Origin of the sequence: Phycicoccus sonneratiae (genome assembly GCF_016887965.1) — a bacterium.
In the GTDB taxonomy this organism is placed as follows: domain Bacteria; phylum Actinomycetota; class Actinomycetes; order Actinomycetales; family Dermatophilaceae; genus Phycicoccus; species Phycicoccus sonneratiae.
In genome coordinates this window covers 48,968-74,194 of record NZ_JAFDVD010000014.1, presented here as the reverse complement: position 1 = coordinate 74,194, position 25,227 = coordinate 48,968, and the positions used below count along the sequence as shown (strand labels likewise).

At 75.6% G+C, this 25,227-nt stretch carries 21 protein-coding genes; 11 read left to right on the top strand and 10 right to left on the bottom strand.

The genetic code is table 11. From position 1 onward, the window contains the following. Nucleotides 1–13 precede the first annotated feature (13 nt). Nucleotides 14–2,143, bottom strand: coding sequence for an alpha/beta fold hydrolase (locus JQN70_RS13195; protein WP_307835973.1), 2,130 nt, complete (start codon nucleotides 2,141–2,143; stop codon nucleotides 14–16). Beyond that, entirely contained in the window at nucleotides 2,140–3,216 is a 1,077-nt protein-coding gene (locus JQN70_RS13190) for a class I SAM-dependent methyltransferase (protein ID WP_204131817.1), read from the bottom strand. Before JQN70_RS13190 ends, JQN70_RS13195 begins: the two co-directional genes overlap by 4 nt. Nucleotides 3,217–3,343: 127 nt before the next feature. Here JQN70_RS13190 and JQN70_RS13185 point away from each other — a divergent pair, with 127 nt between their 5' ends. Further along, nucleotides 3,344–6,094, top strand: coding sequence for a LuxR family transcriptional regulator (locus tag JQN70_RS13185; protein WP_204131816.1), 2,751 nt, complete (start codon nucleotides 3,344–3,346; stop codon nucleotides 6,092–6,094). A gap of 32 nt (nucleotides 6,095–6,126) precedes the next feature. Beyond that, nucleotides 6,127–7,629: a DUF7059 domain-containing protein gene (locus tag JQN70_RS13180; RefSeq protein WP_204131815.1), complete on the top strand. Its 1,503-nt coding sequence runs from the start codon at nucleotides 6,127–6,129 to the stop codon at nucleotides 7,627–7,629. A gap of 50 nt (nucleotides 7,630–7,679) precedes the next feature. Here JQN70_RS13180 and JQN70_RS13175 read toward each other — a convergent pair whose 3' ends face one another. After that, the gene (locus JQN70_RS13175) at nucleotides 7,680–8,363 is read right to left on the bottom strand and encodes a hypothetical protein (protein ID WP_204131814.1); all 684 of its coding nucleotides are present in this window, start codon (nucleotides 8,361–8,363) and stop codon (nucleotides 7,680–7,682) included. A gap of 9 nt (nucleotides 8,364–8,372) precedes the next feature. On the opposite strand from JQN70_RS13175, the gene JQN70_RS13170 reads away from it, so the two are divergent. Further along, complete coding sequence (locus JQN70_RS13170; RefSeq protein WP_204131813.1) at nucleotides 8,373–9,491, top strand: phosphotransferase family protein; 1,119 nt, start codon at nucleotides 8,373–8,375, stop codon at nucleotides 9,489–9,491. On the opposite strand, the gene JQN70_RS13165 is transcribed toward JQN70_RS13170, so the two are convergent. From JQN70_RS13165 to JQN70_RS13155, 3 genes are read right to left on the bottom strand one after another with little or no spacing between them, the layout of a single operon-like run. Then, nucleotides 9,473–10,135: a response regulator transcription factor gene (locus JQN70_RS13165; RefSeq protein WP_204131812.1), complete on the bottom strand. Its 663-nt coding sequence runs from the start codon at nucleotides 10,133–10,135 to the stop codon at nucleotides 9,473–9,475. The genes JQN70_RS13170 and JQN70_RS13165 overlap by 19 nt on opposite strands. Then, nucleotides 10,132–11,595, bottom strand: a complete 1,464-nt coding sequence (locus JQN70_RS13160; protein WP_204131811.1) for a sensor histidine kinase — start codon at nucleotides 11,593–11,595, stop codon at nucleotides 10,132–10,134. The genes JQN70_RS13165 and JQN70_RS13160 overlap by 4 nt, the downstream gene beginning before the upstream one ends. Continuing rightward, a complete protein-coding gene (locus tag JQN70_RS13155) occupies nucleotides 11,582–12,016 on the bottom strand; it encodes a hypothetical protein (RefSeq protein ID WP_204131810.1) in 435 nt (144 codons plus the stop codon). Before JQN70_RS13155 ends, JQN70_RS13160 begins: the two co-directional genes overlap by 14 nt. Nucleotides 12,017–12,305: 289 nt before the next feature. Here JQN70_RS13155 and JQN70_RS13150 point away from each other — a divergent pair, with 289 nt between their 5' ends. The 6 genes from JQN70_RS13150 to JQN70_RS13125 all read left to right on the top strand — a co-directional run bounded on the left by JQN70_RS13150 (nucleotide 12,306) and on the right by JQN70_RS13125 (nucleotide 19,606). Further along, on the top strand, nucleotides 12,306–12,899 hold the full coding sequence (locus JQN70_RS13150; RefSeq protein ID WP_204131809.1) for a TetR/AcrR family transcriptional regulator: 594 nt from the start codon (nucleotides 12,306–12,308) through the stop codon (nucleotides 12,897–12,899). After that, nucleotides 12,899–14,632: an ABC transporter ATP-binding protein gene (locus JQN70_RS13145; RefSeq protein WP_204131808.1), complete on the top strand. Its 1,734-nt coding sequence runs from the start codon at nucleotides 12,899–12,901 to the stop codon at nucleotides 14,630–14,632. Before JQN70_RS13150 ends, JQN70_RS13145 begins: the two co-directional genes overlap by 1 nt. Next, nucleotides 14,629–16,686 carry an ABC transporter ATP-binding protein gene (locus tag JQN70_RS13140; RefSeq protein WP_204131807.1) on the top strand — a complete coding sequence of 686 codons (2,058 nt, stop codon included), beginning with the start codon at nucleotides 14,629–14,631 and terminating at the stop codon, nucleotides 16,684–16,686. The genes JQN70_RS13145 and JQN70_RS13140 overlap by 4 nt, the downstream gene beginning before the upstream one ends. A gap of 157 nt (nucleotides 16,687–16,843) precedes the next feature. Beyond that, nucleotides 16,844–18,595: a sodium:solute symporter family protein gene (locus JQN70_RS13135; protein ID WP_204131843.1), complete on the top strand. Its 1,752-nt coding sequence runs from the start codon at nucleotides 16,844–16,846 to the stop codon at nucleotides 18,593–18,595. Nucleotides 18,596–18,608: 13 nt separating this feature from the next. Next, entirely contained in the window at nucleotides 18,609–18,899 is a 291-nt protein-coding gene (locus tag JQN70_RS13130) for a hypothetical protein (protein WP_204131806.1), read from the top strand. Between the two features lie 2 nt (nucleotides 18,900–18,901). Continuing rightward, complete coding sequence (locus JQN70_RS13125; RefSeq protein ID WP_307835972.1) at nucleotides 18,902–19,606, top strand: dienelactone hydrolase family protein; 705 nt, start codon at nucleotides 18,902–18,904, stop codon at nucleotides 19,604–19,606. Here the strand turns inward: JQN70_RS13125 and JQN70_RS13120 are convergent. The 4 genes from JQN70_RS13120 to JQN70_RS20995 form a co-directional block, all read right to left on the bottom strand. Next, the gene (locus JQN70_RS13120) at nucleotides 19,603–20,376 is read right to left on the bottom strand and encodes a maleylpyruvate isomerase family mycothiol-dependent enzyme (protein ID WP_204131805.1); all 774 of its coding nucleotides are present in this window, start codon (nucleotides 20,374–20,376) and stop codon (nucleotides 19,603–19,605) included. The genes JQN70_RS13125 and JQN70_RS13120 overlap by 4 nt on opposite strands. A 137-nt stretch (nucleotides 20,377–20,513) precedes the next feature. Further along, entirely contained in the window at nucleotides 20,514–21,329 is an 816-nt protein-coding gene (locus JQN70_RS13115) for a dioxygenase family protein (RefSeq protein WP_204131804.1), read from the bottom strand. 59 nt (nucleotides 21,330–21,388) lie between these two features. After that, nucleotides 21,389–22,072, bottom strand: a complete 684-nt coding sequence (locus JQN70_RS13110) for a response regulator (RefSeq protein ID WP_204131803.1) — start codon at nucleotides 22,070–22,072, stop codon at nucleotides 21,389–21,391. Next, entirely contained in the window at nucleotides 22,069–23,250 is a 1,182-nt protein-coding gene (locus tag JQN70_RS20995) for a sensor histidine kinase (RefSeq protein WP_204131802.1), read from the bottom strand. The genes JQN70_RS13110 and JQN70_RS20995 overlap by 4 nt, the downstream gene beginning before the upstream one ends. 141 nt (nucleotides 23,251–23,391) lie before the next feature. On the opposite strand from JQN70_RS20995, the gene JQN70_RS13100 reads away from it, so the two are divergent. Together JQN70_RS13100 and JQN70_RS13095 are read left to right on the top strand one after the other, a co-directional pair. Beyond that, on the top strand, nucleotides 23,392–24,285 hold the full coding sequence (locus JQN70_RS13100; RefSeq protein WP_204131801.1) for an ABC transporter ATP-binding protein: 894 nt from the start codon (nucleotides 23,392–23,394) through the stop codon (nucleotides 24,283–24,285). Next, on the top strand, nucleotides 24,282–25,091 hold the full coding sequence (locus JQN70_RS13095; protein WP_204131800.1) for an ABC transporter permease: 810 nt from the start codon (nucleotides 24,282–24,284) through the stop codon (nucleotides 25,089–25,091). Before JQN70_RS13100 ends, JQN70_RS13095 begins: the two co-directional genes overlap by 4 nt. Nucleotides 25,092–25,227: the final 136 nt, after the last annotated feature.

The window sequence follows — 25,227 nt, the reverse complement described above, 5'->3', positions numbered from 1 at the left end:
GGCCTCGGCTCCCTCAGAGCAGGTCGAGGAGCAGGGATGCCGCCCGCCGGGCGCCGTCGGTCTCGACCGGACGGGCCGTGACCGGGGCGGCGAGCGTCGCGAGGAGGGCCGCGGCGAACGCGTCGGGCTCGAGCAGCTCCTCGTACGGCAGGTGCGTCCCGGCCCGGTAGCGCTCCAACCGGTGGCGCACGTGGATGTTCTGCTCGAAGTGGTTCCGCAGCGGGACGAAGAGGAACGGCGTCCGGGACGCGGTGAGCTCCATGCACGTCGTCAGGCCGCCCTGGACGACGGCCACGTCGCACGCGGCGAGGTGGCGCCAGAGGTCCGGGACCCACCCGAGCACCTCCGCCCCCGGCGTGGCCGGCAGCGACGACGGCTCGATGCGCGGGCCGGCGACGACGACGAACCGCAGGTCCGGCCGGGCCCGGCGGCAGGCGGGCACCGCGGCCAGCACCCTCCGGAGCAGCCCCGCCCCGACCGACGTCCCGCCGACGGCCACGACGCACACGGTCTCCTCGGCCCCGAAGCCGAGCTCGGCGCGCCAGCGCACCCGCTCCTCCTCGCCCGGCGGCGTGAACCCCGTGACGTACCCGGCGAAGTCGAACTCGCGCTCGGTCCACGCGCGGATGCCGGGCAGCCCGGGCCCGAACGTGCCCTCGACGACGTCGTCCGGCGACCCGACGAAGACCGACCGGTCACGCACCCACGGGAAGCGGGCCCGGTGCTCGAGCATCTCGGCGTTGTAGTCGGCCGTGAGCGCCGCCTGCTGCTCGCCCCCGGCCGGCATCGGCAGCCACCCGACGAAGTCGGTCAGCCAGGCGAACGCACCCCGTTTGCGCTCGGGGTTCTCGTGGAGGAAGTGGTCGGTCTCCCACGCCTCGTCGCCGACGACGAGGTCGACGTCCTCGCGCTCGAGCACCTCGTCGAGCACGAGGAAGTTGGTGACGAGGAGGTCGTCCATCCGGCGGATCGCGTCGAAGGCGTCGAGGTCGTGCTCCCCGCACGCCGCCTCGACGTGGGCCGACTCCGACGCCAGCCACGCCGACGCCGGGTGCACCTCCTCGCCGGCCCGCTCCAGCGCCCGCGTCACGGGGTCCTGGGCGAGCCAGCGGACCCGCACGTCGGGACGCTGCTCGCGCAGGGCCCGGACGACGGCGAGGTCGCGCCGGGCGTGGCCCAGGCCGATGGGGGAGGAGAGCACGAGGACCTCCCGAGACCGCGACAGGGCCCGGGTCCAGCGGCGCCCGGGTTCCCCCGACCTCGCCACCTGCCGGGCGAACCGGTCGATCTCCCGGGTGGCGAGCACCGGGTCGCGGGCGGGGACGCCGTGCCCCGCGCCCTCGACGAGCAGCAGCGAGCCCCCCGTGCGCTGCGCGAAGGCCTCCCCGTCGGCCGGGGCGCGGACCCGGTCGTCGGTGCCGTGGACGACGAGCACCGGGCAGCGCACCTCGTCGAGGACGGCCGCGAGGTCCGTGAGCGCGGCGCCGTCGAGGCCGAGCCGTCCCGAGGTGGCGTCGGCGAGCACCCGCGGCCCCACCTCGTGGGCCCACTCGGCCGACTCCTCGCGCTGGCGGGTCGAGTGGGGCTCGCTGTACATCTGCGCGAAGAAGAACTCGACGAAGTCGTCGTAACCGCCGCCGAGCCAGTGGTGCCGGTTGTACGCCGACCAGCCCTCCGTCGACTGCGGCGGGTCGGCGAAGGTGCCGACCTCGTGGTGGGCCTGCGGGCTCCAGCTGCCACCGGGCGGTCCGAAGGCGACGAGCCCGGTGACCCGGTCCGGACGGGCCGCCGCCACCTGGGCGGCCCACGCCGCGCCGCTCGAGAGCCCGACGAGCACCGCCGCGCCGACGCCCACGGCGTCCATCACGGCGAGGGTGTCGGCGGCGTACTCGTCGTTCGCGTAGGCGGCGGCCCCCTCGGGTCGGTCGGACTCGCCGCTGCCGCGCCCGTCGAAGGTGACCACCCGGTGGTGCCGCGCGAGGTGGGGGACCTGGGCCTTCCACATCCGCGACCGGACGATGGACCAGGTGGGCAGCAGGACGACCGTCGCCGGCCCGGACCCGTGCACGGTCCACCGCAGGCGCACGCCGTCACGGACGACGTCGCCCTCGGCGACCGGACGGGTCCAGGCCGGCCAGGTCACGGACGGACCTCGAAGACGTTGTTGAACGGCGTCGAGGCGGCCAGCCGGAACCCGGTGAAGCCCGCGGCGAGCGTGACGTCGCGGATGCGAGCCGGCCCGGCCTGTGTGCCGAGGGCCGCCCCGACCGGCTGCGACAGCGACGCCGGCGTGCACAGCAGCGTCGAGAAGCCGTAGTAGGCCCGTCCGACGGGGTTGAGGTTGTCCTCGACCCGGTCGCCCGCGGCCGGCTCGACGAGCAGCCAGACGCCGTCGTCGCGCAGTGCCTCGCGGACGCGGGTGGCCGCCCCGACCGGGTCGCCCATGTCGTGGAGCGCGTCGAAGGTCGTCACGAGGTCGTAGCCCGAACCGCCGAACTCCGTCGCCGCCGCCACCTCGAACGAGACGCGTTCGGCCACACCGGCATCCGCCGCGCGCTTGGTCGCCGTCTCGATCGACGCCCGGTGGTAGTCGGAGCCGACGAAGCGTGAAGCGGGGAAGGCCTGCGCCATGAGCACGGTCGACGCGCCGTGCCCGCAGCCGATGTCCGCCACGCTCGCGCCCGAGGTCAGCCGCTCGACGAGCCCGTCGACCGCCGGCAGCCACTCGGCGACGAGGTGCGCGTTGTACCCGGGCCGGAAGAAGCGCTCGCAGCCGTCGTGGACGTCGGTGTTGTGGTCGTGCCAGCCGACGCCGTCACCGTCCGGCGCGACCGCGAGGACGCGGTCGGCGTCCCGCACCGTGCCGTGGGCGATCTGGAAGAAGCCCGGCAGGAACGCGGGGCTCGTCTCGTCGGTCAGGGCGACGACGTGCTCCGGCGGAAGGCCGTAGGTGCCGTCGGCCGGCTCGTAGGTGACGAACGCCCCCGCGGCCTGGGCGTTGAGCCACTCGCGGGCGTACGGCTCGGCGGTCCCGGTGCGCCGGGCGAGCTCGGCCGGCGTCAGCGGGCCGGCGTCGGCCATCGCCCGGTAGTAGCCGAGGCGGTCGCCCATGACGACGAGCGCACAGTTGAGCGCCGCTCCCACCTCGTCGACGGCCCGGAAGACGAACGACATGAGCGTGTCGGTGTCCACCGTCGTGGTCTGGCTGTGTGCCATGGGATGTCCTCCCGTCCATGATCCCGGCGCTGGCCGCCGGGGTCGATGCCTCGACGATCGGCCCCGTCGCCGGGGGCCCGCATCAGGGAGGCACCCTGGTCCTGCGGCGGGTTCCTACACTGAGCCGATGGTCGTCGGGCGCGAGGCCGAGCTGCGGCGGGTGGGCGGGCTGCTCGCCGCTGCGCGGCTCGGGCACGGCGGGACGCTCGTGGTCGTCGGGGAGGCCGGGGTCGGCAAGTCGACGCTCCTCGAGGAGGCGGCGGCACTCGCCGGCGGGGCGGGCGTCGTGCGCGTCGTCGGAACCGTCGCCGAGCGCGAGGTCCCCTACGCCGCCCTCGGCCTCGTGGTCGGCGACGCCGCCGCGGAGCTCGCTGCCCTGCCGGCTCCGCAGGCGCACGCCCTCGGGGCCGCGCTGGCCCTCGTCGACGGCGACGGCCCGCCGCCCTTCGCGGTCGGCGCCGCGACGCTCGGCGTGCTCGCGCGGCGGGCCGAGGCCCGGCCGCTCGTGCTGCTCCTCGACGACGCCCACCTCCTCGACGCCGCGTCCGCGCGGGCCCTGGCCTTCGCGGCCCGCCGACTGGCCGCGGACCCGGTGATCGTGCTCGCCGCGGTCCGCCCGGACGAGCCGGGACCGTGGACCACCTCCGGCTTCCCTGAGCTGGTCCTCGACGGGCTGGGCGAGGACGCGGTGGGCGCCCTGCTCGGCGAGCTCGGCCACGCGAGCAGCCGCGAGGTCGCTGCTCGGGCCCGCGAGGCCACCGGCGGCAACCCGCTCGCGGTCTCCGAGCTCGTGCGCCGCCACGACGCGCGCGCCCTGCTCGAGGCGGGCGGCCCGCTGCCGCTGCCCCGCGACCTCGTCGAGGTCTTCTCCGAACGGGCCCGCGCGGCCGGGCAGGACGTGCGGCTGGTCGTCGCCCTCACGGCGCTCGCCGGTCGCTCGGCGGCCGTGGTCTCGGCCGCCGCCGCGGCGGTCGGTCTGGCGGACGACGCCGTCGACCGCGCCGAGCGGGCCGGCCTCGTCACGCTCGACGGCGGCACGGTCGCCCCCTCGCACCCGCTCGTCGGGTCCGCCGTGTACTCCGGCCTCGACGCGGCGGTCCGGCGCCGGCTGCACGCCGCGGTGGCCGACGCCCTTCCACCGGGGCGCACCGACGAGCGCGCCCACCACCTCGCCGCCGCGGCCGCCGGTCCGGACGAGGCCCTCGCCGCCGCCCTCGAGGACGTCGCGGCCGTCGCGGCGGGCCGTGCAGCCCCCAGCGCCGCCGCCGCCGGGCTGGAGCGCGCGGCGGCGATCAGCCCGGACCCTGCGCGCGCGGCCGACCGCCGGCTGCGCGCGGCCGCCCACGCATGGGTGGCCGGTGACAGCCAGTGGGCGATCGAGCTGTGCGACAGGGCGGCCCACGACTTCCCCGTCGACCGTTGGCGGGCCGAGGCGCTGACGGGGACGGTCGCCGCCCGCACCGGCTCGCTCGACGTCGCGGGCCCGGCGCTGCTCGCGGCGGTCACGACCGCGCCGTCCGCGGAGGTCGACGCCGTGAGCCGGGCCCTCTGCGAGCTGGTCAACGCCGCCTTCTACCGGGCCGACCCGTCGCTGGCCGCCGCCGCGGGAGAGCACGCGGCGGCCCTGCTCGCCCGGGGGGTCGACGGCCCGGCCCGTGGGCGGTGCCTCATGGTCGTGGGCATGGCCGAGGTGCTCGCCGGGCGCCCCGGGGAGTCCGCCCTCGCCGGAGCCCTGAACGACCTCGGCGCGCTCGACCCCCGATGCACCCCGACCGGTGGGCACGACCCGCGGTCCGACGACGACGCGGCGTGGGCGCTCGTCACCTCGATGTGGCTACGGGGCGACGACGCGGCCGACGACCTCGCCCGGGCGATCGACGCCCGGCGCAGCGCGTGGGCGCTCGGCTCGCTCCCGCGGCTGCTGTTCCACCTCGGCCGCGACGCCGCCACGCGCGACCGCTGGCCCGAGGCCCGGTCGGCGTACGCCGAGGCCATCGAGCTGGCCCATGAGCTCGGCCACGTGACCGACGAGGCGATCGCCCTCGCCGGTCTCGCCTGGGTCGAGGCGCGCACCGGGGACCGCGCGGAGTGCGCCGCGCACGCCGACGCCGCCGTGGCGCTCGCGGCCCCGCGTGCGAACCGGATGGCGGACCTGTGGGCTCGCCTCGCCCGCGGCGACGCCGCGCTGGCCGCCGGTGACGCGGAGGACGCCGCGCGCCGGTACTCCGCGGTGGCGGAACGGCTCGAGTCGCTGGGCCTCGAGGACGTCGACCTGCATCCCGGCCCCGAGCTCGCCGAGTGCCTCGTGCTCCTCGGCCGGCGCGAGGAGGCCGTCACCGTCGTCGACCGGTACGCCGCCCGGGCCCGGGTCAAGGCCCGTCCGTGGGCCCTCGCGCGAGCCGCGCGCGCCGAGGGCCTGCTCGCCGACCCGGACGGAGTCGACGAGCAGTTCGCCGTGGCCGCCGGGCTGCACGCCCGGACGGGTGACGCCTTCGAGTCCGCGCGCTCGGCCCTCCTCCACGGCCAGCGCCTGCGCCGGCTGCGGCGCCGGGCCGACGCCCGCGCCCCACTGCGCGCGGCCCTCGAGGTCTTCGAGCGCCTGGGCGCTCGGCCCTGGGCGGACCGCGCGGCGGCCGAGCTCGAGGCCACCGGGGAGCCCACCGCCCGGCGCGGGACGAACGTCCTCGACGCCCTGACGCCCCGGGAGCGGCAGATCGTCGTGCTCGTCACCGACGGCCTGACGACGCGCGAGACGGCCCTGCGGCTCTTCCTCAGCCCGAAGACCGTCGAGTACCACCTCCGCAACGTCTACGCCCGGCTCGGCATCACCTCCCGAGCGGAGCTGGCCTCCCTCGTGCGGGACGGGCGGGGGAGGTGAGGGCGCCCGCGCACGCCCTAGGCTCGTCCTCGATGACCGCCAACCCGCCCCGTGCCGACGCCGCCCTCGTCGCCCGCCTGCGCGCCGACCTCACCGCCTCCGGCTTCACCGTCGCCGGGGTCACCGACCTGCTCGGCCCGATGGCCGCCGCCGCCCTGGACCGTGACCAGGCCCTGCCGGCGCAGCGCGCCACCGACGCCTCCGACGACCCGCGCGCGGCCCTCGTGCGCCTCTTCACCCTCGGCGACCCGGTCGACGCGCCCGAGGTGGCCGCCGCGCTGCCGGGCCTCGGGGTGTCCGGCGGCGTCGAGCTCGGCCTGCTCGCCCCCGAGGGCGACGCGGTCGTCGCGCTCTGCGACCTGCGGCCCTACGCCGCCGACGGCGCGGACTGGTGGGTCGCCTCCGACCTCGGCGAGCTGGCCACCGGCCGCCCGCTGACGCCCGACCACGTGCTCGGGGTCGGCGGCGCCTCGGCGACGCTCGCGTCGTGGACGCCGCGCCTCCCGGCCACCCGCGCCCTCGACCTCGGCACCGGGTGCGGCGTCCAGGCCCTGCACCTCGGGGCGCACGCCGAGCGGGTCACCGTCACCGACCTCTCCGAGCGTGCCCTCGCGTACGCCCGCTTCAACGCCGCGCTGAACGGCCTGAGCTGGGAGGTGCGTTCCGGCTCGATGCTCGACCCGGTCGCCGGCGAGCGCTTCGACCTCGTCGTCTCCAACCCGCCGTTCGTCATCACGCCGCGCTCGGGCGCGGTGCCGCTCTTCGAGTACCGCGACGGCGGGGCCGCCGGCGACGCCGTCGTGCGCGACCTCGTCCGCACCGTCGGCTCCCACCTCGAGCCGGGCGGGGTCGCCCAGCTGCTCGGCAACTGGGAGGTGCCGCGGGGCACGACGTGGACCGAGCGGGTGGGGGAGTGGCTCGACGGCACCGGCCTCGACGCGTGGGTCGTCCAGCGCGAGGTGCAGGACCCCGCCGAGTACGCCGAGACCTGGGCCCGCGACGGCGGGCACCACCCCGGCACCGCCGACTTCAACGCGATGTACACCGCGTGGCTCGACGACTTCGCGGCACGCGACGTCGAGGCCATCGGCTTCGGGGTCGTCACCCTCCAGCGGCCGACCACCGGCCGCGAGCCGTTCCGCGACCTCGTCGACGTCCCCGGCCCCGTCGAGCAGCCGATGGGACCCTCCGTCCTCGCCGGTCTGCGCGCCCGGACCTGGCTGGCCGAGCACGACGACGACGCCGTCCTCGACACCGCCTGGCGCGTGGCCGACGACGTCACCGAGGAGCGGCACTCCGTTCCGGGAGAGGCCGACCCGCGCGTCATCCTGCTCCGTCAGGGCGGCGGCCTGCGTCGCCACCTGCCGCTCACCACGCTGACGGCGGCGCTCGTCTCGGTGTGCGACGGCGAGCTCACGGCGCGCGCCGCCACGGCGGCCATCGCCGGCCTGCTCGACCTCGACGACGAGGCGGTGCGCACCGAGGCCACGGCCTTCCTGCGCGACGCCGCGCGCGACGGCCTGATCGTGCGCTGACGTCGGCCGTGTCCGGATGAGAGGCCTCTCATCCCCGTCTCCCCCGGGTCTCATCCGGGGCCGTGAGGCTGGCTCCCCCGGGGCGGCACCGGCCGTCCCCGTACCAGGAGGTCCCTCATGCGCACCATCCCCCGCACCGCCTGGGTCGTGAGCGGCGCCCTCGGCGCCGCGGCGATCGTCGGCACGACGGTGGCCGCCGGCGCGAGCGCCGACGACGCCTCGACGGCCCGGCCCGCGAGCAGCAGCTCCTCGGCCGCGCCGACCGCGTCCGACGACGCGACCCCGACGGCCGAGCCGAGCCCCACCGACGTGCCGACCGTGCCCGCGCCCGAGGCCTCGGAGACCGCGGCGACCCCGGCCACCCCGGCCTCGGCCGTGACGCCCGTGACCCCGGCGTCGGCGGCCACGCCCGTGACGCCGGCCTCGCCGGTCTCGGCCCCGACGGCCCAGACCCCTCCCACCCCGGACAGCCCGGCGACGCCGGCCTCGACCCAGACGCCGCCGACCCCGGACAGCCCGGCCACGGCGCCCACGGCCGAGAGCCCCGCGACGCCGGCCACCCCCGCCACGGCCCCCAGCGCGGACTGACGGTGGGGCACCCGGGCCCGGACGTCCTCGGCGCGGGGGCGGGCGAGCTTCTCGCCCTCGCGGTGTCGACGACCGGTGCCCGCGTGCTCGACCACGCCCTGCACGCCGTCGACGTCCGGCCCGGTGACGGCGTCACGGCGGGGCACCGCGTCAGGGTGCAGCGCCCCGACGGCTCGAGCGCCGAGGAGTACGTCGTCCTCACGACGTCCTCGGCCGCGGGTGTCGACCCGTCCGCTCCCGGACTGGTCACCCTCGGGTCGGCGACCGGGCGCGTGCTCGCCTGGCGGTTCCCGGACGACCCGGCCCTGCCCGGGCTCGCGCCGGCCTGCGACCCGGTCCGCGCGGCGACCCTGCTGCCGCGCGGACCGCTCGCGGGGGCCGACCCCGGCGGGCCCGCACCCGCCGGGGTCGCCCCTGTCGGGGTGGCGCTCGTCGGCTACCGGCCCCTGCGGCGGGCGGTCGTCCGGATCGACCACGAGGGCTCGACGTCGTGGGCCAAGGTCCTGCGCACCGCTCCCGGCGCCCGCGGGGGATGGTCCGACGTCCGCCGCCGGCTGCACCTGCTCGCCGATGCCGGCGTCCCGGTGCCGGCCGTCGCCGCCGAGCACGAGGCGCTCGGCGTGCTCGTCCTCGACCCGCTGCCCGGGATCCCGCTCCTCGACGCCGTCGTCGCCGACGACGCGCACGGGGTCGAGGTGGACGACCTCGTCGCCCTCCTCGAGGCCCTGCCCCCCGGGGTCCGCGACCTGCCGGCGCGCCCCGCGTGGTCGGACCGGGCCCGGCAGTACGCCGCGTCGCTCGCCGGCACGTCCTGCGGCGAGCGGGCCCACGAGGTCGCCGAGGCCGTCCGGCGCCGCTCCACGGAGGTCGACCTCGGGCCCGTCGTCCCCGCCCACGGCGACCTCCACGAGGGCCAGCTGACCGCGGACCGGGAGGGTGACCGCCCCGGGCACCGGTGGCGGCTGCGCGGCCTGCTCGACGTCGACACCGTCGGACCGGGGCACCGCGTCGACGACCTCGCCTGCCTCGTGGCCCACGCCCTGGCCCTGGGCCCGGCCGGGTCCGCGGTGGCCGACCGCTGGCGCACCCGGGCCGGCACGCTCGTCGGCGCCGAGGCGCTCGACGTGCGCACCGCCGGCGTCCTCCTCTCGCTCGCGGTCGGAGCCCACGACCGCGCCCGGGTGGGTGCCCCGCAGACGGTCGACGCCGCCGGGCTGCTCGACCTCGCCGAGGCCGCGCTCGCCGGGGCGGTCGCTCAGCCGTCGAGCCGGTAGCCCATCCCGCGCACGGTGGCCACGACCTGGGGCCCGAGCTTGTTGCGCAGGTACCTCACGTAGACGTCGACGACGTTGGAGCCCGGGTCGAAGTCGTAGCCCCAGACCCGCGACAGCAGCTGTTCGCGCGAAAGCACCTGCCCGGGGCTGCGCAGGAACGCCTCGGCGAGGGCGAACTCGCGTGCCGACAGCTCGACCTCCGTCGAGCCCACGCTCGCGCGGCGGGTGCGCAGGTCGAGCGAGACCGACCCGTGGGTGAGGGTCGTCGCGCCTCCCGCGCCGGCCGGCCCGCTGAGCCGACGGCGGATGCGGGCGAGCAGCTCCTCGAACCGGAACGGCTTCGGCATGTAGTCGTCCGCGCCGCCCTCGAGCCCGGCGACGGTGTCCGCCACCGAGGTCCGCGCCGTGAGGATGATGACGGGGATGCTCGACCCGGTCTCGCGCAGCCGCTGCAGCACGCTGAAGCCGTCCTGGTCGGGCAGCCCGAGGTCGAGGACGACGAGGTCGACCTCGCCGGCGGCCACGTGCGCGAGCGCGTCCCGGCCGGTGCGCACGGTGGTGGGCTGCATGCCGGCGGCGCGCAGTCCCTTGGCGACGAAGGCGGCGATCCGCTCCTCGTCCTCGACGACGAGGATGCGGCTCACGGGACCTCCTCGGGGTGCAGCTCGAGCGGGCGCGTCGCCGCGGCCGCCGGGGTCACCGGCAGGTCGAGGACGACCGTCGTGCCCCGGCCCGGCGTCGACGACAGGTCGACGGTGCCCCCGTGCCCCGCGGCGATCGCGGCGACGATCGCGAGCCCGAGCCCGGACCCGGGGATGCCCGCGTCCACGACGCTCCGGCCCCGCACGAAGCGTTCGAAGACGCGGTCGACGTCCTCCGGGTCGATGCCGCGTCCCTCGTCGGTCACCCTCAGCCGCAACCGGTTTCCCGCGAGGGAGGAACCGATGGTCACCCGCGACCCCGGCTCCGAGTAGCTGACGGCGTTCTCGGCGAGCTGGAGCCAGGCCTGGGTGAGGCGCACCGGGTCGACGTCGCACTCGACGTCGACGCGCTCGCCGACGACCCACACCCGCGGCCCCAGCATCCGGGCCTTGTCGAGGACGTCGTCGGTGAGCACCCCGATGCGCGTCGGTGCGCGGCGGACGAAGTCGGGGCGCTCGGTCCGGGCGAGCACGAGCAGGTCGTCGACGAGCAGCCGCATCCGCTGCACCTCGTCGAGGGTCAGCTCGCGAGTCGCGGCGACGTCCGTGGGGTCTCTGCGGTCCATCACCTCGAGGTGCCCGCCGATGACGGTCAGCGGGGTGCGCAGCTCGTGCCCGACGTCGTCGAGGAGCCGGCGCTGTCCGTCGATGGAGGTCTCGAGGCGGTCGAGCATCGCGTTGACCGTCCGGGTCAGCTCGGCGACGTCGTCGGTGCCGCGCACCGGGATCCGCTCTGAGAGGTCGGTGTCGGTGATGCGCTGGGCCGTTTCGCGCAGGTCGTCGAGGGGGCGCAGCAGTCGCCGCAGCACCATCGAGCCGGCGACCGCCACGACCGCGAGGGCCCCGAGCGCGACGAGGGCGTAGGTGCGCCACGTCGCCGCGAGGGCGTCGAGCTCGGCGTCGCGGTCCGCGGCGAGGACGTAGAGGCCGAGGCGCGCGTCACCGTCGACCCGGACCGGGACGGTCGCCACCCGGTACGTGGTGCGGCTCGTCGTGACCGTCGTCAGGCGGGACCGGTCGGTCGGCACGCCGGCGAGGGCCGCGACGAGCCGGGGGTCGTCCTCGAGCCGCAGCGGCACGGTTCGCGGGGCGTACCAGGTGGGGCGACCGTCGACGAGGCCCATCATCCCCTCGGCCGGCAACGGCACCGTCTGCTGGAGCGCCCGGCGCAGCGCCTCCGGCACCCCTCCCTCGGTGGTGCTCGAGGCGGTCTGGCGCAGCTGCGCGACCGAGCGGGTGAGGTTGCGGTCGATGCGCTCGTCGGCCTGGCGGCGCTGGATGGCCCAGGTCGCGACGCCCCCGGCCGCCAGGGCCAGGAGCACGAGCGCGACGACGGTCGCGACCACCTTGGTCCGCACGCTCGGGGTGCGCCGCACCCGGGGTGCCGGGTCAGTCGTCGTCATCGTCGTCCCCACCGCCGGGACCGCGGTGGTCGCCGTCGTCCTCGTCGCCGTGGTCGTCCCGGTCGTCGCGCTCCTCCCCGTCGTCGTCACCGTCACCGTCGTCGTCGTCGTCGTCGCTGGAGCGGGGCGGCGGAGGGTCGACGGGGACGGGGGAGGCGGGTCGGGTGGCCTCGCCCGACGGGCGAGGGGTGGCCGTCGGCGCGCCGGCCGAGGGGCTCGGACCCGGCGACGGGGTGTCGCCGGAGCCCGCGGTGGGCTGCGTCGTGGGGGCCGGGCTGCCGCCCGGGGTGGGCTCGACGAGGACCGGGTCGCCGAGCGGGGCGTCCGACGGTGGGGCCAGCGTCGAGGCCAGGGCGACACCGCCGAGGGTGACCGCCGCGACGAGCGCGAGCAGCGCGACGGCGAGGGCTCGACGGGACACCCGTGCATCCTCCCAGCCGGTGATGAGACAGGGATGAGAAGACGGCCGGTGCCGGCGCGCTCCATGTGACGCGCGTCACATCGGGTGGCGGCGCGCCGATGCCCCACGGGGCATGACGCGCCGACAGGATGAGCCCTGCCGCGGATCGGAAAATCCCTGTCGGGGAACCTTCCCCGTCCGCCCTGCGGCCGGACGGCCCCGCCCTCACCTCCCTGCCACCGAGGGCGGGGCCGCCGCGTGTCCGGAAACCGCTTGTGAGTGAGTGCTCACTCATTTATGATCGACGCTCGTGACCCCCCGAGCCCCCGCCATGAGCCCCGAGGACCGCCGCACGGCGCTCGTCGAGGTGGCCATCCCGCTCCTCCGCGAGCACGGCACGACCCTGACGACCAAGCAGGTCGCCGAGGCCGCCGGCATCGCGGAGGGCACCCTGTTCCGCGCCTTCGGCACCAAGGACGAGCTCGTGCAGGCCTGTGTCGCAGCCGTGTTCGATTCCACTCCCGCCGTCGCCGAGCTGCGCGGCATCGACACCACCCTCAGCCTCGACGAGCGGCTCGTCGCCGGCGTGGCCGTGATGCAGCGCCACGTCGAGCGCGTCGTCGGGCTCATCTCGGTACTCCACCACGCGGGCGCCCCGGCCCCGGTCGACGCCAAGCGCCGCCGCGGCCGCACCGACCCCGCCGTCGACTCCGCCTTCACCGACCTCGTCGGGTCCGACGCCTCGTCCCTGCGGCGCCCCGTGGACGAGGTCGTCAGCCTCCTCCAGCTGCTCACCCTCTCGAGCGTCCACCCGCTGATGTCCACCGGCCGGCTCGACGCCGCCGAGATCGTCTCCGTCGTCCTCGACGGCACCCGTCACCACACCGACCGGAAGGGCACCTGATGCTGCTCCGCCTCGTCCGCACCCACCTGCGGCCCTACGCCGGCCCGCTGACGCTGCTGCTCGTCCTCCAGCTCGCCGGCACCCTGGCCTCGCTCTACCTGCCGAGCCTCAACGGCCGGATCATCGACGAGGGGGTCGCGGTCGGGGACACCGGCTTCATCGTCACCGCCGGGACGTGGATGCTCGGCGTCTCGCTGCTCCAGGTCGTCGCGACGATCGCCGCCACGCGCATCGCCGCCCTCACCTCGGCCTCCCTCGGGCGCGACGTGCGCGCGGCCGTCTTCTCCCGGGTCGGCTCGTTCTCGGCCCGCGAGGTCTCCTCGTTCGGCGCCCCGACGCTCATCAGCCGCTCGACGAACGACGTCACCCAGGTCCAGCAGGTCGTTTACATGGGGCTCGCGATCATGGTCTCGGCGCCGATCATGATGGTCGGCGGCGTCTTCATGGCCCTGCGCGAGGACATCGGCCTCTCGTGGCTCGTCGCGGTCGCCGTGCCCCTGCTCGGCCTGTCGGTCGGCCTCGTCATCAGCCGGATGGTGCCGCACTTCCGGGCGATGCAGAAGGCCGTCGACACCGTCAACCGCATCCTGCGCGAACAGATCACCGGCATCCGGGTCGTGCGGGCCTTCGTCCGCGAGGACGTCGAGCGCGAGCGCTTCGGCGAGGCGAACCGCACCTACACCGGCACCGCGCTGGCCGTCGGCCGGCTCATGGCGCTCGCCTTCCCGATCGTCATGGTCGTCTTCAACCTCTCGACCGTCGCCGTCATCTGGTTCGGTGCGCACCGCGTCGACTCCGGCGCCATGCAGGTCGGGGCGCTGACGGCGTTCATGTCCTACCTCATCCAGATCCTCATGTCCGTGATGATGGCGACCTTCATGTCGATGATGATCCCGCGCGCCACCGTCTCGGCCGGGCGCATCGTCGAGGTGCTCGACACCTCCTCGTCGGTGCGGCCGGCCACCGACCCCGTCGCGATCCCTGCCGGCCCGGTCGAGCTCGAGCTGCGGGCCGCGACCTTCGCCTACCCCGGCGCCGACGAGCCGGTCCTCCGCGAGGTCTCGTTCACCGCCCGGCCCGGCACGACGACCGCCGTCATCGGGTCGACCGGCGCCGGCAAGACCACCCTTGTCGGCCTCGTCCCCCGGCTGCACGACGTCACCGGCGGGGCCGTGCTGCTCGGCGGCGTCGACGTCCGGGACGCCGAGCTCGAGGACCTCTGGCGGCACATCGGGCTCGTGCCCCAGCGCCCCTACCTCTTCAGCGGCACGGTCGCGAGCAACCTGCGCCACGGCGACGCCGACGCCACCGACGACGACCTCTGGGCGGCGCTGCGCATCGCCCAGGCCGAGGACTTCGTCCGCGAGATGCCCGGGGGCCTCGACGCCCCGATCTCCCAGGGCGGCACCAACGTCAGCGGCGGGCAGCGCCAGCGGCTGGCCATCGCCCGGGCCCTCGTCCGGCGACCGGCCGTCTACCTCTTCGACGACGCCTTCTCGGCGCTCGACGTCGCCACCGACGCCCGGCTGCGGGCCGCCCTGCGGCCGGTCACCCGGGAGGCCACGGTCGTCGTCGTCGCCCAGCGCGTCTCGAGCATCGTCCACGCCGACCAGGTCGTCGTCCTCGAGGACGGCGCGGTCGTCGGCGTCGGCACCCACGAGGAGCTGCTCGGCTCCTGCCCCACGTACGTCGAGATCGTCGAGAGCCAGCAGGCGATGGAGGAGGTCGCATGAGCGAGCTGAAGTCCGCCGAGGAGAAGGCCGCCGAGGAGCGGCGCGGACCGGCCGGTGCGCGCCGCGGCGGCCCGCCGCACGCCCAGCTCGGCATGCCCACCGAGAAGTCCCAGGACTTCGTGCCGTCCGCGAAGCGCGTCCTCGGCCTGCTGCGCCCGGATCGCGCGGTCGTCGCGGGCTCGCTCGTGCTCGCGCTCGTCTCGGTGGTGCTCAACGCGATCGGCCCGAAGATCCTCGGCCGCGCCACCGACCTCGTCTTCGCCGGCGTCTTCAGCCGACAGATCCCGGCCGGCGTCACCCAGGAGCAGGCCGTGGAGGGGCTGCGGGCCCAGGGGCGGGGCACCGTCGCCGACGTCCTCGCCGCGATGGACCACGTCGTGCCCGGGCAGGGCATCGACTTCGGGGCCGTCGGGCGCGTGCTGCTCGTCGTGCTCGCGATCTACGTCGTGGCCGCCGGGCTCCAGCTCGTCCAGGGGCGGCTGCTGACGACCGCGGTGAATCGCACCGTCTTCCGGCTGCGGCGCGACGTCGAGGACAAGCTCAACCGGCTGCCGCTCCCGTACTTCGACGCCCAGCCGCGCGGCGAGCTGCTCAGCCGGGTCACCAACGACATCGACAACGTCGCGCAGAGCCTCCAGCAGACCCTGAGCCAGCTCGTCACCTCGCTGCTCACGGTCGTCGCGATGATCGCGATGATGCTCTACATCTCGCCGCTGCTCGCGGTCATCGCCCTCGTGACGATCCCGGTGACGATGGTCGTCACGGCGGCCATCGGCAAGCGCTCGCAGGGCCACTTCGTCCAGCAGTGGAAGAGCACGGGCCAGGTCAACGCCGTCGTCGAGGAGACCTTCACCGGGCACGAGCTCGTCAAGGTCTTCGGGCGCCGGGCCGAGGCCGACCGCGAGTTCGCCGAGCGCAACGACGCCCTCTACGACGCGAGCTTCAAGGCGCAGTTCATCAGCGGCGTCATCATGCCGACGCTGATGTTCATCGGGAACCTCAACTACGTCGCCATCGCCGTCGTCGGCGGGCTGCGGGTGGCGTCCGGGTCGATGAGCCTCGGTGACGTGCAGGCGTTCATCCAGTACTCGCGCCAGTTCACCCAGCCGCTCACCCAGGTGGCCTCGATGGCCAACCTCATGCAGAGCGGGGTCGCCTCCGCCGAGCGGGTGTTCGAGGTCCTCGACGCACCCGAGCAGGAGCCCGACTCCGGCACACCGGCCCGCATCGACGACCCCCGCGGGCGGGTCGCCTTCGAGGACGTCTCGTTCTCCTACACCCCCGAGAAGCCGCTCATCGAGCACCTCGACCTCGTCGTCGAGCCCGGCCAGACCGTCGCCATCGTCGGCCCGACCGGCGCCGGCAAGACGACGCTCGTCAACCTCGTCATGCGCTTCTACGAGCTCGACGGCGGCCGGATCACGTTGGACGGCAGGGACATCCGCGAGCTGACCCGCCACGACCTGCGCTCGCGCACGGGCATGGTGCTCCAGGACACCTGGCTCTTCGCCGGCACGATCCACGACAACATCGCCTACGGCCGGCCGGGGGCGACCGAGGAGGAGATCCTCGAGGCGGCCCGGGCCACCTACGTCGACCGGTTCGTGCACTCGCTGCCCGACGGCTACGACACGCTGCTCAACGCCGAGGCCGACAACATCAGCGCGGGCGAGCGCCAGCTCATCACCATCGCGCGGGCCTTCCTCGCCGACCCCTCGCTGCTCATCCTCGACGAGGCGACGAGCTCGGTCGACACCCGCACCGAGCTCCTCGTCCAGCACGCGATGGCCGCGCTGCGCAGCGACCGCACGAGCTTCGTCATCGCGCACCGGCTCTCGACCATCCGCGACGCCGACCTCATCCTCGTCATGGAGGACGGGCGCATCGTCGAGCGCGGCTCGCACGCCGAGCTGCTCGCCGCCGGAGGAGCGTTCGCGCGGCTGCACGCCGCGCAGTTCGCTGGCGCGGTGGCCGACCCCGACGACGAGACGGCGGCCGGTCCCGGCGCACCGGGCGCGCCCGGTGCGCCCGCGCTGGCCGGCCCGCGCGGCTGACCCCCTTCGCGCCCGGCCGAACTCGGCTGTCCCGCGGGCCCGACCGGCCGGGTGCGAAGGGCTAGCGTGACGGACGGTGCCGGGTCCGGCACCGTCCCTCGACGTGGAGCGGGTGGTGGGTGTGGTCGCTGCAGGAGCACAGTCGTTGGTGGAGGGGATGCCGGCGGTCCTGCCCGCGGCGGACACCCTCATCCAGGCGAACCCGGTCGACTACCTCATCCTCGTCGTCTACTTCGCCTTCGTCCTCGGCATCGGCCTGCTCGCGCGGCGCTCGGTCTCCGACTCGGTCGACTTCTTCCTCTCCGGGCGCTCGCTCCCGGCGTGGGTCACCGGGCTGGCCTTCATCTCGGCCAACCTCGGCGCCGTCGAGATCATGGGCATGAGCGCCAACGGGGCGCAGTTCGGCATCCCGACGGTCCACTACTTCTGGGTCGGCGCCATCCCCGCGATGCTCTTCCTCGGCGTCGTGATGATGCCCTTCTACTACGGCTCGAAGGTGCGCTCGGTCCCCGAGTTCATGTTCCGGCGCTTCGGCACCGGGGCCCACCTCGTCAACGCGATCTCCTTCGCCGTCGCCCAGCTGCTCATCGCGGGCGTCAACCTCTACCTGCTCGGCTCGATCGTCCACGCGCTGCTCGGCTGGCCGCTGTGGATCGCGCTCATCGTCGCGGCGATCATCGTCCTCTCGTACATCACCCTCGGCGGCCTGTCGGCGGCGATCTACAACGAGGTGCTGCAGTTCTTCGTCATCGTCGCGAGCCTGCTGCCGCTCGTGCTCCTCGGGCTGCACAAGGTCGGCGGCTACGACGGCCTGAAGGAGAAGCTCACCCAGGTCGCCGAGACCGCCCCGGCGAGCGCCGGTGTGCCGCCGGCGAGCCAGCAGCTGGAGTCGTGGCCCGGTCAGGCGCTCACCGGCTTCGACAGCGGCTTCCTGTCGGTCGTCGGCATCGTCTTCGGCCTCGGCTTCGTCCTCTCCTTCGGGTACTGGACGACGAACTTCGTCGAGGTGCAGCGGGCGATGGCCTCGGAGTCGATCTCGGCGGCGCGCAAGACGCCGGTCATCGGGGCCTTCCCGAAGATGTTCGTCCCCTTCCTCACGATCTTCCCGGGCATGCTCGCCGCGGTGCTCGTCAAGGAGATCGTCGAGCTCAAGCAGGGCGGCAGCCCGGCCGGCGGCGCGTCCGGCGAGGGCGTCAAGTACAACGACTCGCTGCTCTACCTCATGCGCGACCTGCTCCCCAACGGCCTGCTGGGGCTCGCGATCACCGGTCTGCTCGCCGCGTTCATGGCCGGCATGGCGGCGAACATCTCGGCGTTCAACACGGTCTTCAGCTACGACCTGTGGGAGCGGTACATCCGCAAGGACCGCACCGACGACTACTACCTGCGGATCGGCCGGCTCGCGACGGTGGGCGCGACCTTCATCGCGATCTTCACCGCCCTCGTCGCGAGCTCGTTCGGCAACGTCATGGACTACCTCCAGACGTTGTTCGGGTTCTTCAACGCCCCGTTGTTCGCCACCTTCATCCTCGGCATGTTCTGGAAACGGATGACCCCGACCGCCGGGTGGGCGGGGCTGGTGTCCGGCACCCTGTCGGCGATCGTCGTCGCGGTGCTCAGCGACGGCACGCTCGGCGGGCTGAGCCTCGGCGTCATCCCGCTCTCCGGGCAGGGCGCGGCGTTCGTGGCGGCCTCCACGGCCTTCGTCGTCGACATCGCCGTCTCGGTGGCGGTGACGATGGTGACCCAGCCCAAGCCGGCGTCCGAGCTCGTCGGTCTCGTGTACTCGGAGACCCCGGTCGAGCAGCGCGCCGACCCCAACGAGGCGACCTACCCCTGGTACCGCCGCACCGTCCCGCTGGCCGGGGTGGCGCTCGCCATGGTCGTCGTCCTCAACATCCTCTTCTGACGAAGGAGCAGTCATGGCAGAGACGCACAAGGCAGGCGCCTTCGACATCCGCAACGTCATCGGCGGGCTGCTCGCCATCTACGGCGTGATCCTCACCCTCATGGGGTTGTTCGCCGACATCGAGGCGGAGAAGACCGACGGGGTCAACGCCAACCTCTGGGCCGGGCTCGCCCTCCTCGTCGTCGGCGTCGGCTTCATGGCGTGGGCGCGGATCCGGCCGATCGTCGTGCCCGAGCACGTCGAGCCGGTGTCCGACGACCCCACCCGGCCGGCGCCCCGCAAGAAGCCCCGCTCCGGGCACTGACCGTGGCCGCCGGGCCGACGCGGGTGGGCGACCTCGACGCCCACCTCGCGGTTCCGCCGGGGGACGGGCCGTGGCCGGGGCTCGTCCTCGTCCACGAGGCGTTCGGGCTCGACGACACGATGCGCGGCCACGCCGACCGGATGGCGGGCGCCGGGTACCTCACGCTCGCGCCCGACCTGTTCTCGCGCGGTCGCCGGGCGGCCTGCCTGCGGGCGACCTTCGCGGCGCTGCGGCGGGGGAGCGGCCCGGCGTTCGACGACGTCGAGGCGGCCCGGGCCCGGCTGCTCGCCGACCCGCGCTGCTCGGGGCGGGTCGGGGTCATCGGGTTCTGCATGGGCGGCTCGTTCGCGCTGGCCCTCGCGGGCCGGCCGGGATGGGCGGCGTCGGCCGTCAACTACGGGATGCTGCCGTCCTCGCCGGACGCCCTCGACGCCGCCTGTCCCGTCGTCGCGAGCTACGGCGGTCGCGACCGCAGCCTCACCGGGGCGGCCGAGCGCCTGGAGGTCGCGCTCGAGGCCCGCGGGGTGCCGCACGACGTCCGCGAGTACCCGCACGCCGGGCACTCGTTCCTCAACCCGGTGGCCACCGCGCCGTGGTGGCTGGCCCCGGTGACGCGCCTCGTCCTGCACGCCGGGCCGGAGCCCGAGGCGGCCGCGGACGCCTGGCGACGCATCGACGCCTTCCTCGCGGAGCACCTCGCGGGCTAGGTGATCCGCCCGTGGTGGCTCCAGCGGCCGAGGAGGCCGGCGGGGTCGTCGGGTGCGCCCCCGCGGTTCCACAGCGCGAGGTACACCTCGACCGGGGAGCCTTCGAGGACGAGCGCCTCGACCGGGGCGGCCTCCTCGGGCGGGAGCTCGCGGACGACGGGTGCCTCGGACCCGATGTCGAGCAGCCAGCGCCGGTCCGCGGCCGAGACGACGGCGCGGTACGGGTCGCCCTCCGCGCGAGGGCCCTTGGTGCGGCGGGGCCAGAAGCCGACGAGCAGCTCGTCGATGCCGTCGAGGGCGGTGGCGTCGTCGAACCACGCGTCGGCGGGCTCGGGGGCGCGGCGCTCGAGGGCGGCGAGGGCGTCGAGCGCGTGGACGGTCGTCTCGTGGTGCTGGCGGCGGGCCCAGAACAGCCGCGCCGGAGGGGCATCCTTGAGGAAGGTGAACGCCTCGAGGTCGTCGGGTGCGTCCCGGAGGGTGTCGAGCAGGTCGGCCGCGCCGGCCCGCAGCCACCCGCCGAGGTCGTCGGCCGCGGCCCCCTCGCCCTCGAAGTCGCCGATGTCGACGGCGCGCGGGTCGCCGCCACGCAGCATCGCCGTCGCCCAGCGGTGCACCGCGCCCTGGTGCACGACGAGCTCGCGGACGGTCCACCCGGGACAGGTCGGCACGGGGGCGTCGGGACCGGCCGCCTCGGCCCAGGCGCCGAGCCGGTCGACGGCGAGCTCGAGGCCGCCGAGGTGCTGCGGGGTCGACAGGTGCACGTCGCTCATGCCGGCCAGTCTGCCGCCCCGACCGGCGGACGACACGGAGGCCGCGGGGCGTGACGGGCCGTGCTCACGACACCCGCGGGCAGCCGCTCGGTGTCGTTGGTCGGCAGGTGCGGTCGATCAACCGGTCCGGCCGCCGGTCAGGCGAACTGCCAGGAGCGCTTGCTCAACCCGTACCAGAAGCCGTCGATGACGCTGTCGCCGGCGGCGTCGCCGCCGACCGACGCGGCCCCGAGCGCGACGTAGAGCGGCGCCCAGTGCTCGGTGCGCGGGTGGGCCTCGCGGGCGGCGGGCGCCTTCGCGAGGAAGTCGAGCACGGCGTCGACGTCACCCGCGGCGACCGTCTCGGCGGCCCAGTGGTCGAACTCCGAGGACGGGGTCGGCGGGGCGGCGTCGGCCCCGGCGCGCGGGTCGAACCAGCCGAGGTTGTGCGTCGTGAAGCCCGAGCCGACGACGAGCACGTTCTCGTCGCGCAGCGGGGCCAGCCGCCGCCCGAGCTCGAAGAGCCGGTGCGGGTCGAGCGTCGGCATCGAGAGCTGGACGACCGGCACGTCGGCGTCCGGGTACATCTCCTTGAGCGGGACGTAGGCGCCGTGGTCGAGTCCGCGGGTGGGGTCCTGGTGCAGCGTCTCGCCGGCCCCGGCGAGCAGTGAGGCGACTGAGCGGGCGACCTCGGGCGCACCGGGCGCGTCGTAGGTGACCTCGTAGTAGCGCTGCGGGAAGCCCCAGAAGTCGTAGGTGAGCGGCACGTCGCCCGAGGTGGCGGACACCGAGATCGGCGCCTGCTCCCAGTGCGCCGACACCATGAGGACCGCGTCGGGTCGCGGCAGGTCGCGCGCCCAGTCGGCGAGCTCGCGGGTCCACGTCGCGTCGTCGGCCAGCGGCGGGGCGCCGTGGCTGAGGTAGAGGACCGGCGGACGGGCGGTGCCGCGGCTCGGGGTGTCGGTGGCGGTCATGCGGGGCTCCTCGGCGTGTGTCGTTGAACATTCAACCAGATCCGCCGCCCGGGTGTTCCTCAGTCCGCGTCGGCCCCCGCGTCGTGCACGAGGATCGCCACCTGGGTGCGGTTCTCGAGCCCGAGCTTGGTGAGGATGCGCCCGACGTGCGCCTTGACCGTCGCGACGCTGAGGTGCAGCGCCGCCCCGATCTCCTGGTTGGTGCGGCCCCGACCGACGTCGACCGCCACCTCGAGCTCGCGCTCGGTGAGCCCGCGCAGCGCCCGGCGGGCCTCGTCGCGCCGCTGCCGCGCGGGCGACCCCTCCTCGCCCTGACCGCCGATGGCGGCGATGAGGGCCGAGGTCGCGCTCGGCGAGAGGATCGGCTCCCCGGCGGCGACGGCGTGCACGGCCTCGACGAGCCGGGCCGGCGGCGTGTCCTTGAGGAGGAAGCCGTGCGCCCCGACCCGCAGCGCCCGCAGGACCATCTCGTCGGCGTCGAAGGTCGTGAGGACGAGCACGCGCGGGGCGTCCGGCAGGGCGAGGACGTCACCGGTGGCGGCGATGCCGTCGCGCCGGGGCATCCGGATGTCCATGAGGACGACGTCGGGGCGGCTCGAGCGCACGAGCCCGACGGCCTCGGACCCGTCGCCGGCCTCCCCGACGACCTCGAGGCGCGGGTCCCCGCCGAGGATCATCGACAGCCCGGCCCGCACGAGCGGGTCGTCGTCGACGAGGGCGACCCGGACCGGCGTGCTGCTCATGCCGTCCACGGTATCGAGGCCCGGAGGACGAAGCGCCCGCGCTCGGTGCCGTGCGTCAGGCGGCCGCCGAGGAGGTCGACCCGTTCCTCGAGGCCGAGCAGCCCGAGCCCCGAGCCGGGCACCGCCGACCGCGCCGACACCGGCACCGGGTTCGCGACCTCGACGACGACGGCGTCGCCGTCGGTGCCCTCGACCGACACGGTGACGGGGCAGCCGGCGGCGTGCTTGCGGGCGTTGGTCAGCGCCTCCTGGGCGACCCGGTAGACCGTGCGGCCGACGGTCGGCGGCACGTCCGGCGGGCACCGGTCCTCGAGGGTCACCCGGGTACCGGCGGCCCGGGTCTGGGCGACGAGGTCGGGCAGGTCGGCGAGCCCGGGCTGCGGGCGCTCGGGGTCGAGCGAGCCGTCGGGCAGCTCGGCCCGGAGCACCCCGAGGACGTCGCGCAGGTCGCGCAGCGCGAGGTGGGCGTTCTCCTCGATGGTCCGCGCCACCTGGGCCTGCTGCTCGCGCGGGAGGTCGTCGCGGAAGGACAGGGCTCCGGCGTGCATCGCGACGAGCGAGATGCGGTGGGCGAGCACGTCGTGCATCTCGCGGGCGATGCGCGTGCGCTCGGCGGAGCGGGCGGCGGCCACCCGGGCCTGCTGCTCGCGCTCGCTCGTCTCGGCGCGGTCGCGCAGCGACTGGACCCGCGCGCGGTCGGCGCCGATCGAGGAGCCCATGGCCACGACGACGGCCACGACGAGCGCGGCCACGAGCGCCGCGACCCACAACGGGAGGGACTGGTTCGAGGGGTAGATCCCCTCGAAGGCCAGCGAGGCGAGGAGCGACAGGAGCGCCAGCGGGGCGATCTCGCGGACCTGCCGACGGGTCGCGAGCGTGCACAGGGCCAGCGCCCACGCGCCGCCGGCCACCGCCGAGACACCGGAGAGCAGCGTGACGGCGACGGCGACCGGCACCGGCCACCGGCGCCGGAACGCCGTCAGCCCGAACGCGACGAGCCCGAGCACCGGGTCGACGACCGCGGCCCACGCCGTCTGCAGCTCGCTGAAGCGCGTCGACGGGTCGTCCGCCGCGAGCACCGACGCCGACCAGAGGACCAGACCCACGAGCCCGGCGAGGCCGAAGCGCCACGTGTGGCCCCACCAGGTGAGGCGCGGGGCGGGCGGGGGAGCGGGCACCTCGTCACCCTACGAGCCCTCCGGACCAGGCCGCGTCCGTCTTTGGTCTACCCCGGGCGCCCCGACGACCGACCGAGGTCGGTGCCGCGCGAGACCCGCGGCCGATGTGGCGGCCCCGCCGGCCCCGGCAGGCTCGTCCCCATGATCCAGATCGAGAACCTCACGAAACGCTACGGCCGCGTCGCCGCCGTGGACGGCGTCACCTTCTCCGTCCCCGCGGGGTCGGTCACCGGCTTCCTCGGGCCGAACGGCGCCGGCAAGTCGACCGTCATGCGGATGCTCACCGGCCTCACGCCGCCGACCAGCGGACGGGCCACCGTGCTCGGGAAGGACTACCGCGACCTCGTCAACCCGGGCAGCCGGGTCGGCGTCATGCTCGACGCGTCGGCGCAGCACCCGGGGCGCACCGGCCGCGAGGCCCTGACCCTCGCCGCCCTCACCGTCGGCGTGCCGCGCACCCGGGTCGACGACGTGCTCCGGCTCGTCGGCCTCACCGACGACGAGGCCGGCCGCCGCGTCCGCACGTACTCCCTCGGGATGCGCCAGCGGCTCGGCCTGGCCGGCGCCTTCCTCGGCGAGCCCGAGGTCCTCGTCCTCGACGAGCCGGCCAACGGCCTCGACCCCCAGGGCATCCACTGGATGCGGACCCTCCTGCGCGACTTCGCCGACCGCGGGGGAGCGGTCCTGCTCTCCTCGCACCTGCTCCACGAGGTGCAGGCCGTCGCCGACGACATCGTCGTCATCGGGCGCGGGCGGATCGTCGCGCAGGGCTCGATGGCCGAGCTCGTCGCGGGCTCCGGCAGCCGGGCCCGCTCCGAGGACGACGGCGCGCTCGCCGTCGCGCTCGAGGCCGCCGGCCACACCGCGACGCTCACCCCCGACGGGGTGGTCGTCGACGTCGAGCCCGCCGACCTCGGCCGGGTCGCGCTCGCGGCCGGCATCGTCGTCACCGACCTGCGCCCGCACGGGTCGCAGGGCCTCGAGGAGCTCTTCCTCCGGCTGACCGCCGACGACTCCCGGGAGGTGGCGGCGTGAGCACCGCGACCCGCACCCCGTCCCGCGCGGAGAACCCCGCACCTGCCGCGCCCCGCACCGACGGCCGCCCCGGCGTCCCGTTCGGCCGCCTCCTCCGGGTCGAGCTGCGCAAGCTCCTCGACACCCGGGCGGGCCGCTGGCTCGGCATCGTCACGGCGGGCATCGCCGTCGTCGCGGTCGTGGCCTTCCTCGTCTGGGGCGAGGCCGCCGACGCGACGTACGCCGGGCTGCTCGGCATCGCGACGCTGCCGCTCGTCATGCTCCTGCCCATCCTCGGCATCATGACCGCGACGGCCGAGTGGAGCCAGCGCACCGGCCTGGTCACCTTCGCCCTCGAGCCGCACCGCGGCCGGGTGGTGCTCGCCAAGCTCGTCGCCGCCGTGGTGCTCGGGCTCGGGGTCGTCGCGGCGGCGGCGCTCGCCGTAGCCCTCGCGCACCTCGTCGGGTCCGGGGCCCGGGACCTGCCGACCGCGTGGGAGGTGCCCGCGGCGACCGCGCTCGGGCTCGTGCTCGCCCTGACGATCTACCTCGTCCAGGGCGTCGCCTTCGGCCTCGTGTTCCTCAACACGCCGGTGGCCATCGTCGCCTCGCTCCTGCTGCCGACGGTGTTCAGCATCGTCACCTCGCTCGTCGACGGCTTCGAGAAGGTGGCGGCGTGGCTCGACCTGTCGCTCGTCACCGAGCCCCTCACCGAGGGCACGATGGCCGGGCAGGACTGGGCCCACCTCGCGACCGCGGCCCTCGTGTGGATCGGGGTGCCGCTCGGTGTCGGGACCTGGCGGGTGCTCACGAAGGAGATCGCCTGACGGCCGCGGGGGGGGGGGGGCCCCCCGGGGGCCCCGCCCCCCCCCCCCCCCCCCCCCGGGGGGGTCGGCCCCCCCCCCCCCCCCCCCCCCCCGCCCCGGCCCCGGGGGGGGGGGGGCGCCCCCCCCCCCCCCCCCG

Coding starts and splice junctions, on each gene's coding strand:
- JQN70_RS13190 (WP_204131817.1), bottom strand. CDS start 3,216: ATGGCACACAGCCAGACCACGACGGTGGACACCGACACGCTCATGTCG.
- JQN70_RS13185 (WP_204131816.1), top strand. CDS start 3,344: ATGGTCGTCGGGCGCGAGGCCGAGCTGCGGCGGGTGGGCGGGCTGCTC.
- JQN70_RS13180 (WP_204131815.1), top strand. CDS start 6,127: ATGACCGCCAACCCGCCCCGTGCCGACGCCGCCCTCGTCGCCCGCCTG.
- JQN70_RS13160 (WP_204131811.1), bottom strand. CDS start 11,595: ATGACGACGACTGACCCGGCACCCCGGGTGCGGCGCACCCCGAGCGTG.
- JQN70_RS13145 (WP_204131808.1), top strand. CDS start 12,899: ATGCTGCTCCGCCTCGTCCGCACCCACCTGCGGCCCTACGCCGGCCCG.
- JQN70_RS13140 (WP_204131807.1), top strand. CDS start 14,629: ATGAGCGAGCTGAAGTCCGCCGAGGAGAAGGCCGCCGAGGAGCGGCGC.
- JQN70_RS13135 (WP_204131843.1), top strand. CDS start 16,844: ATGCCGGCGGTCCTGCCCGCGGCGGACACCCTCATCCAGGCGAACCCG.
- JQN70_RS13130 (WP_204131806.1), top strand. CDS start 18,609: ATGGCAGAGACGCACAAGGCAGGCGCCTTCGACATCCGCAACGTCATC.
- JQN70_RS13120 (WP_204131805.1), bottom strand. CDS start 20,376: ATGAGCGACGTGCACCTGTCGACCCCGCAGCACCTCGGCGGCCTCGAG.
- JQN70_RS13115 (WP_204131804.1), bottom strand. CDS start 21,329: ATGACCGCCACCGACACCCCGAGCCGCGGCACCGCCCGTCCGCCGGTC.
- JQN70_RS13110 (WP_204131803.1), bottom strand. CDS start 22,072: ATGAGCAGCACGCCGGTCCGGGTCGCCCTCGTCGACGACGACCCGCTC.
- JQN70_RS13100 (WP_204131801.1), top strand. CDS start 23,392: ATGATCCAGATCGAGAACCTCACGAAACGCTACGGCCGCGTCGCCGCC.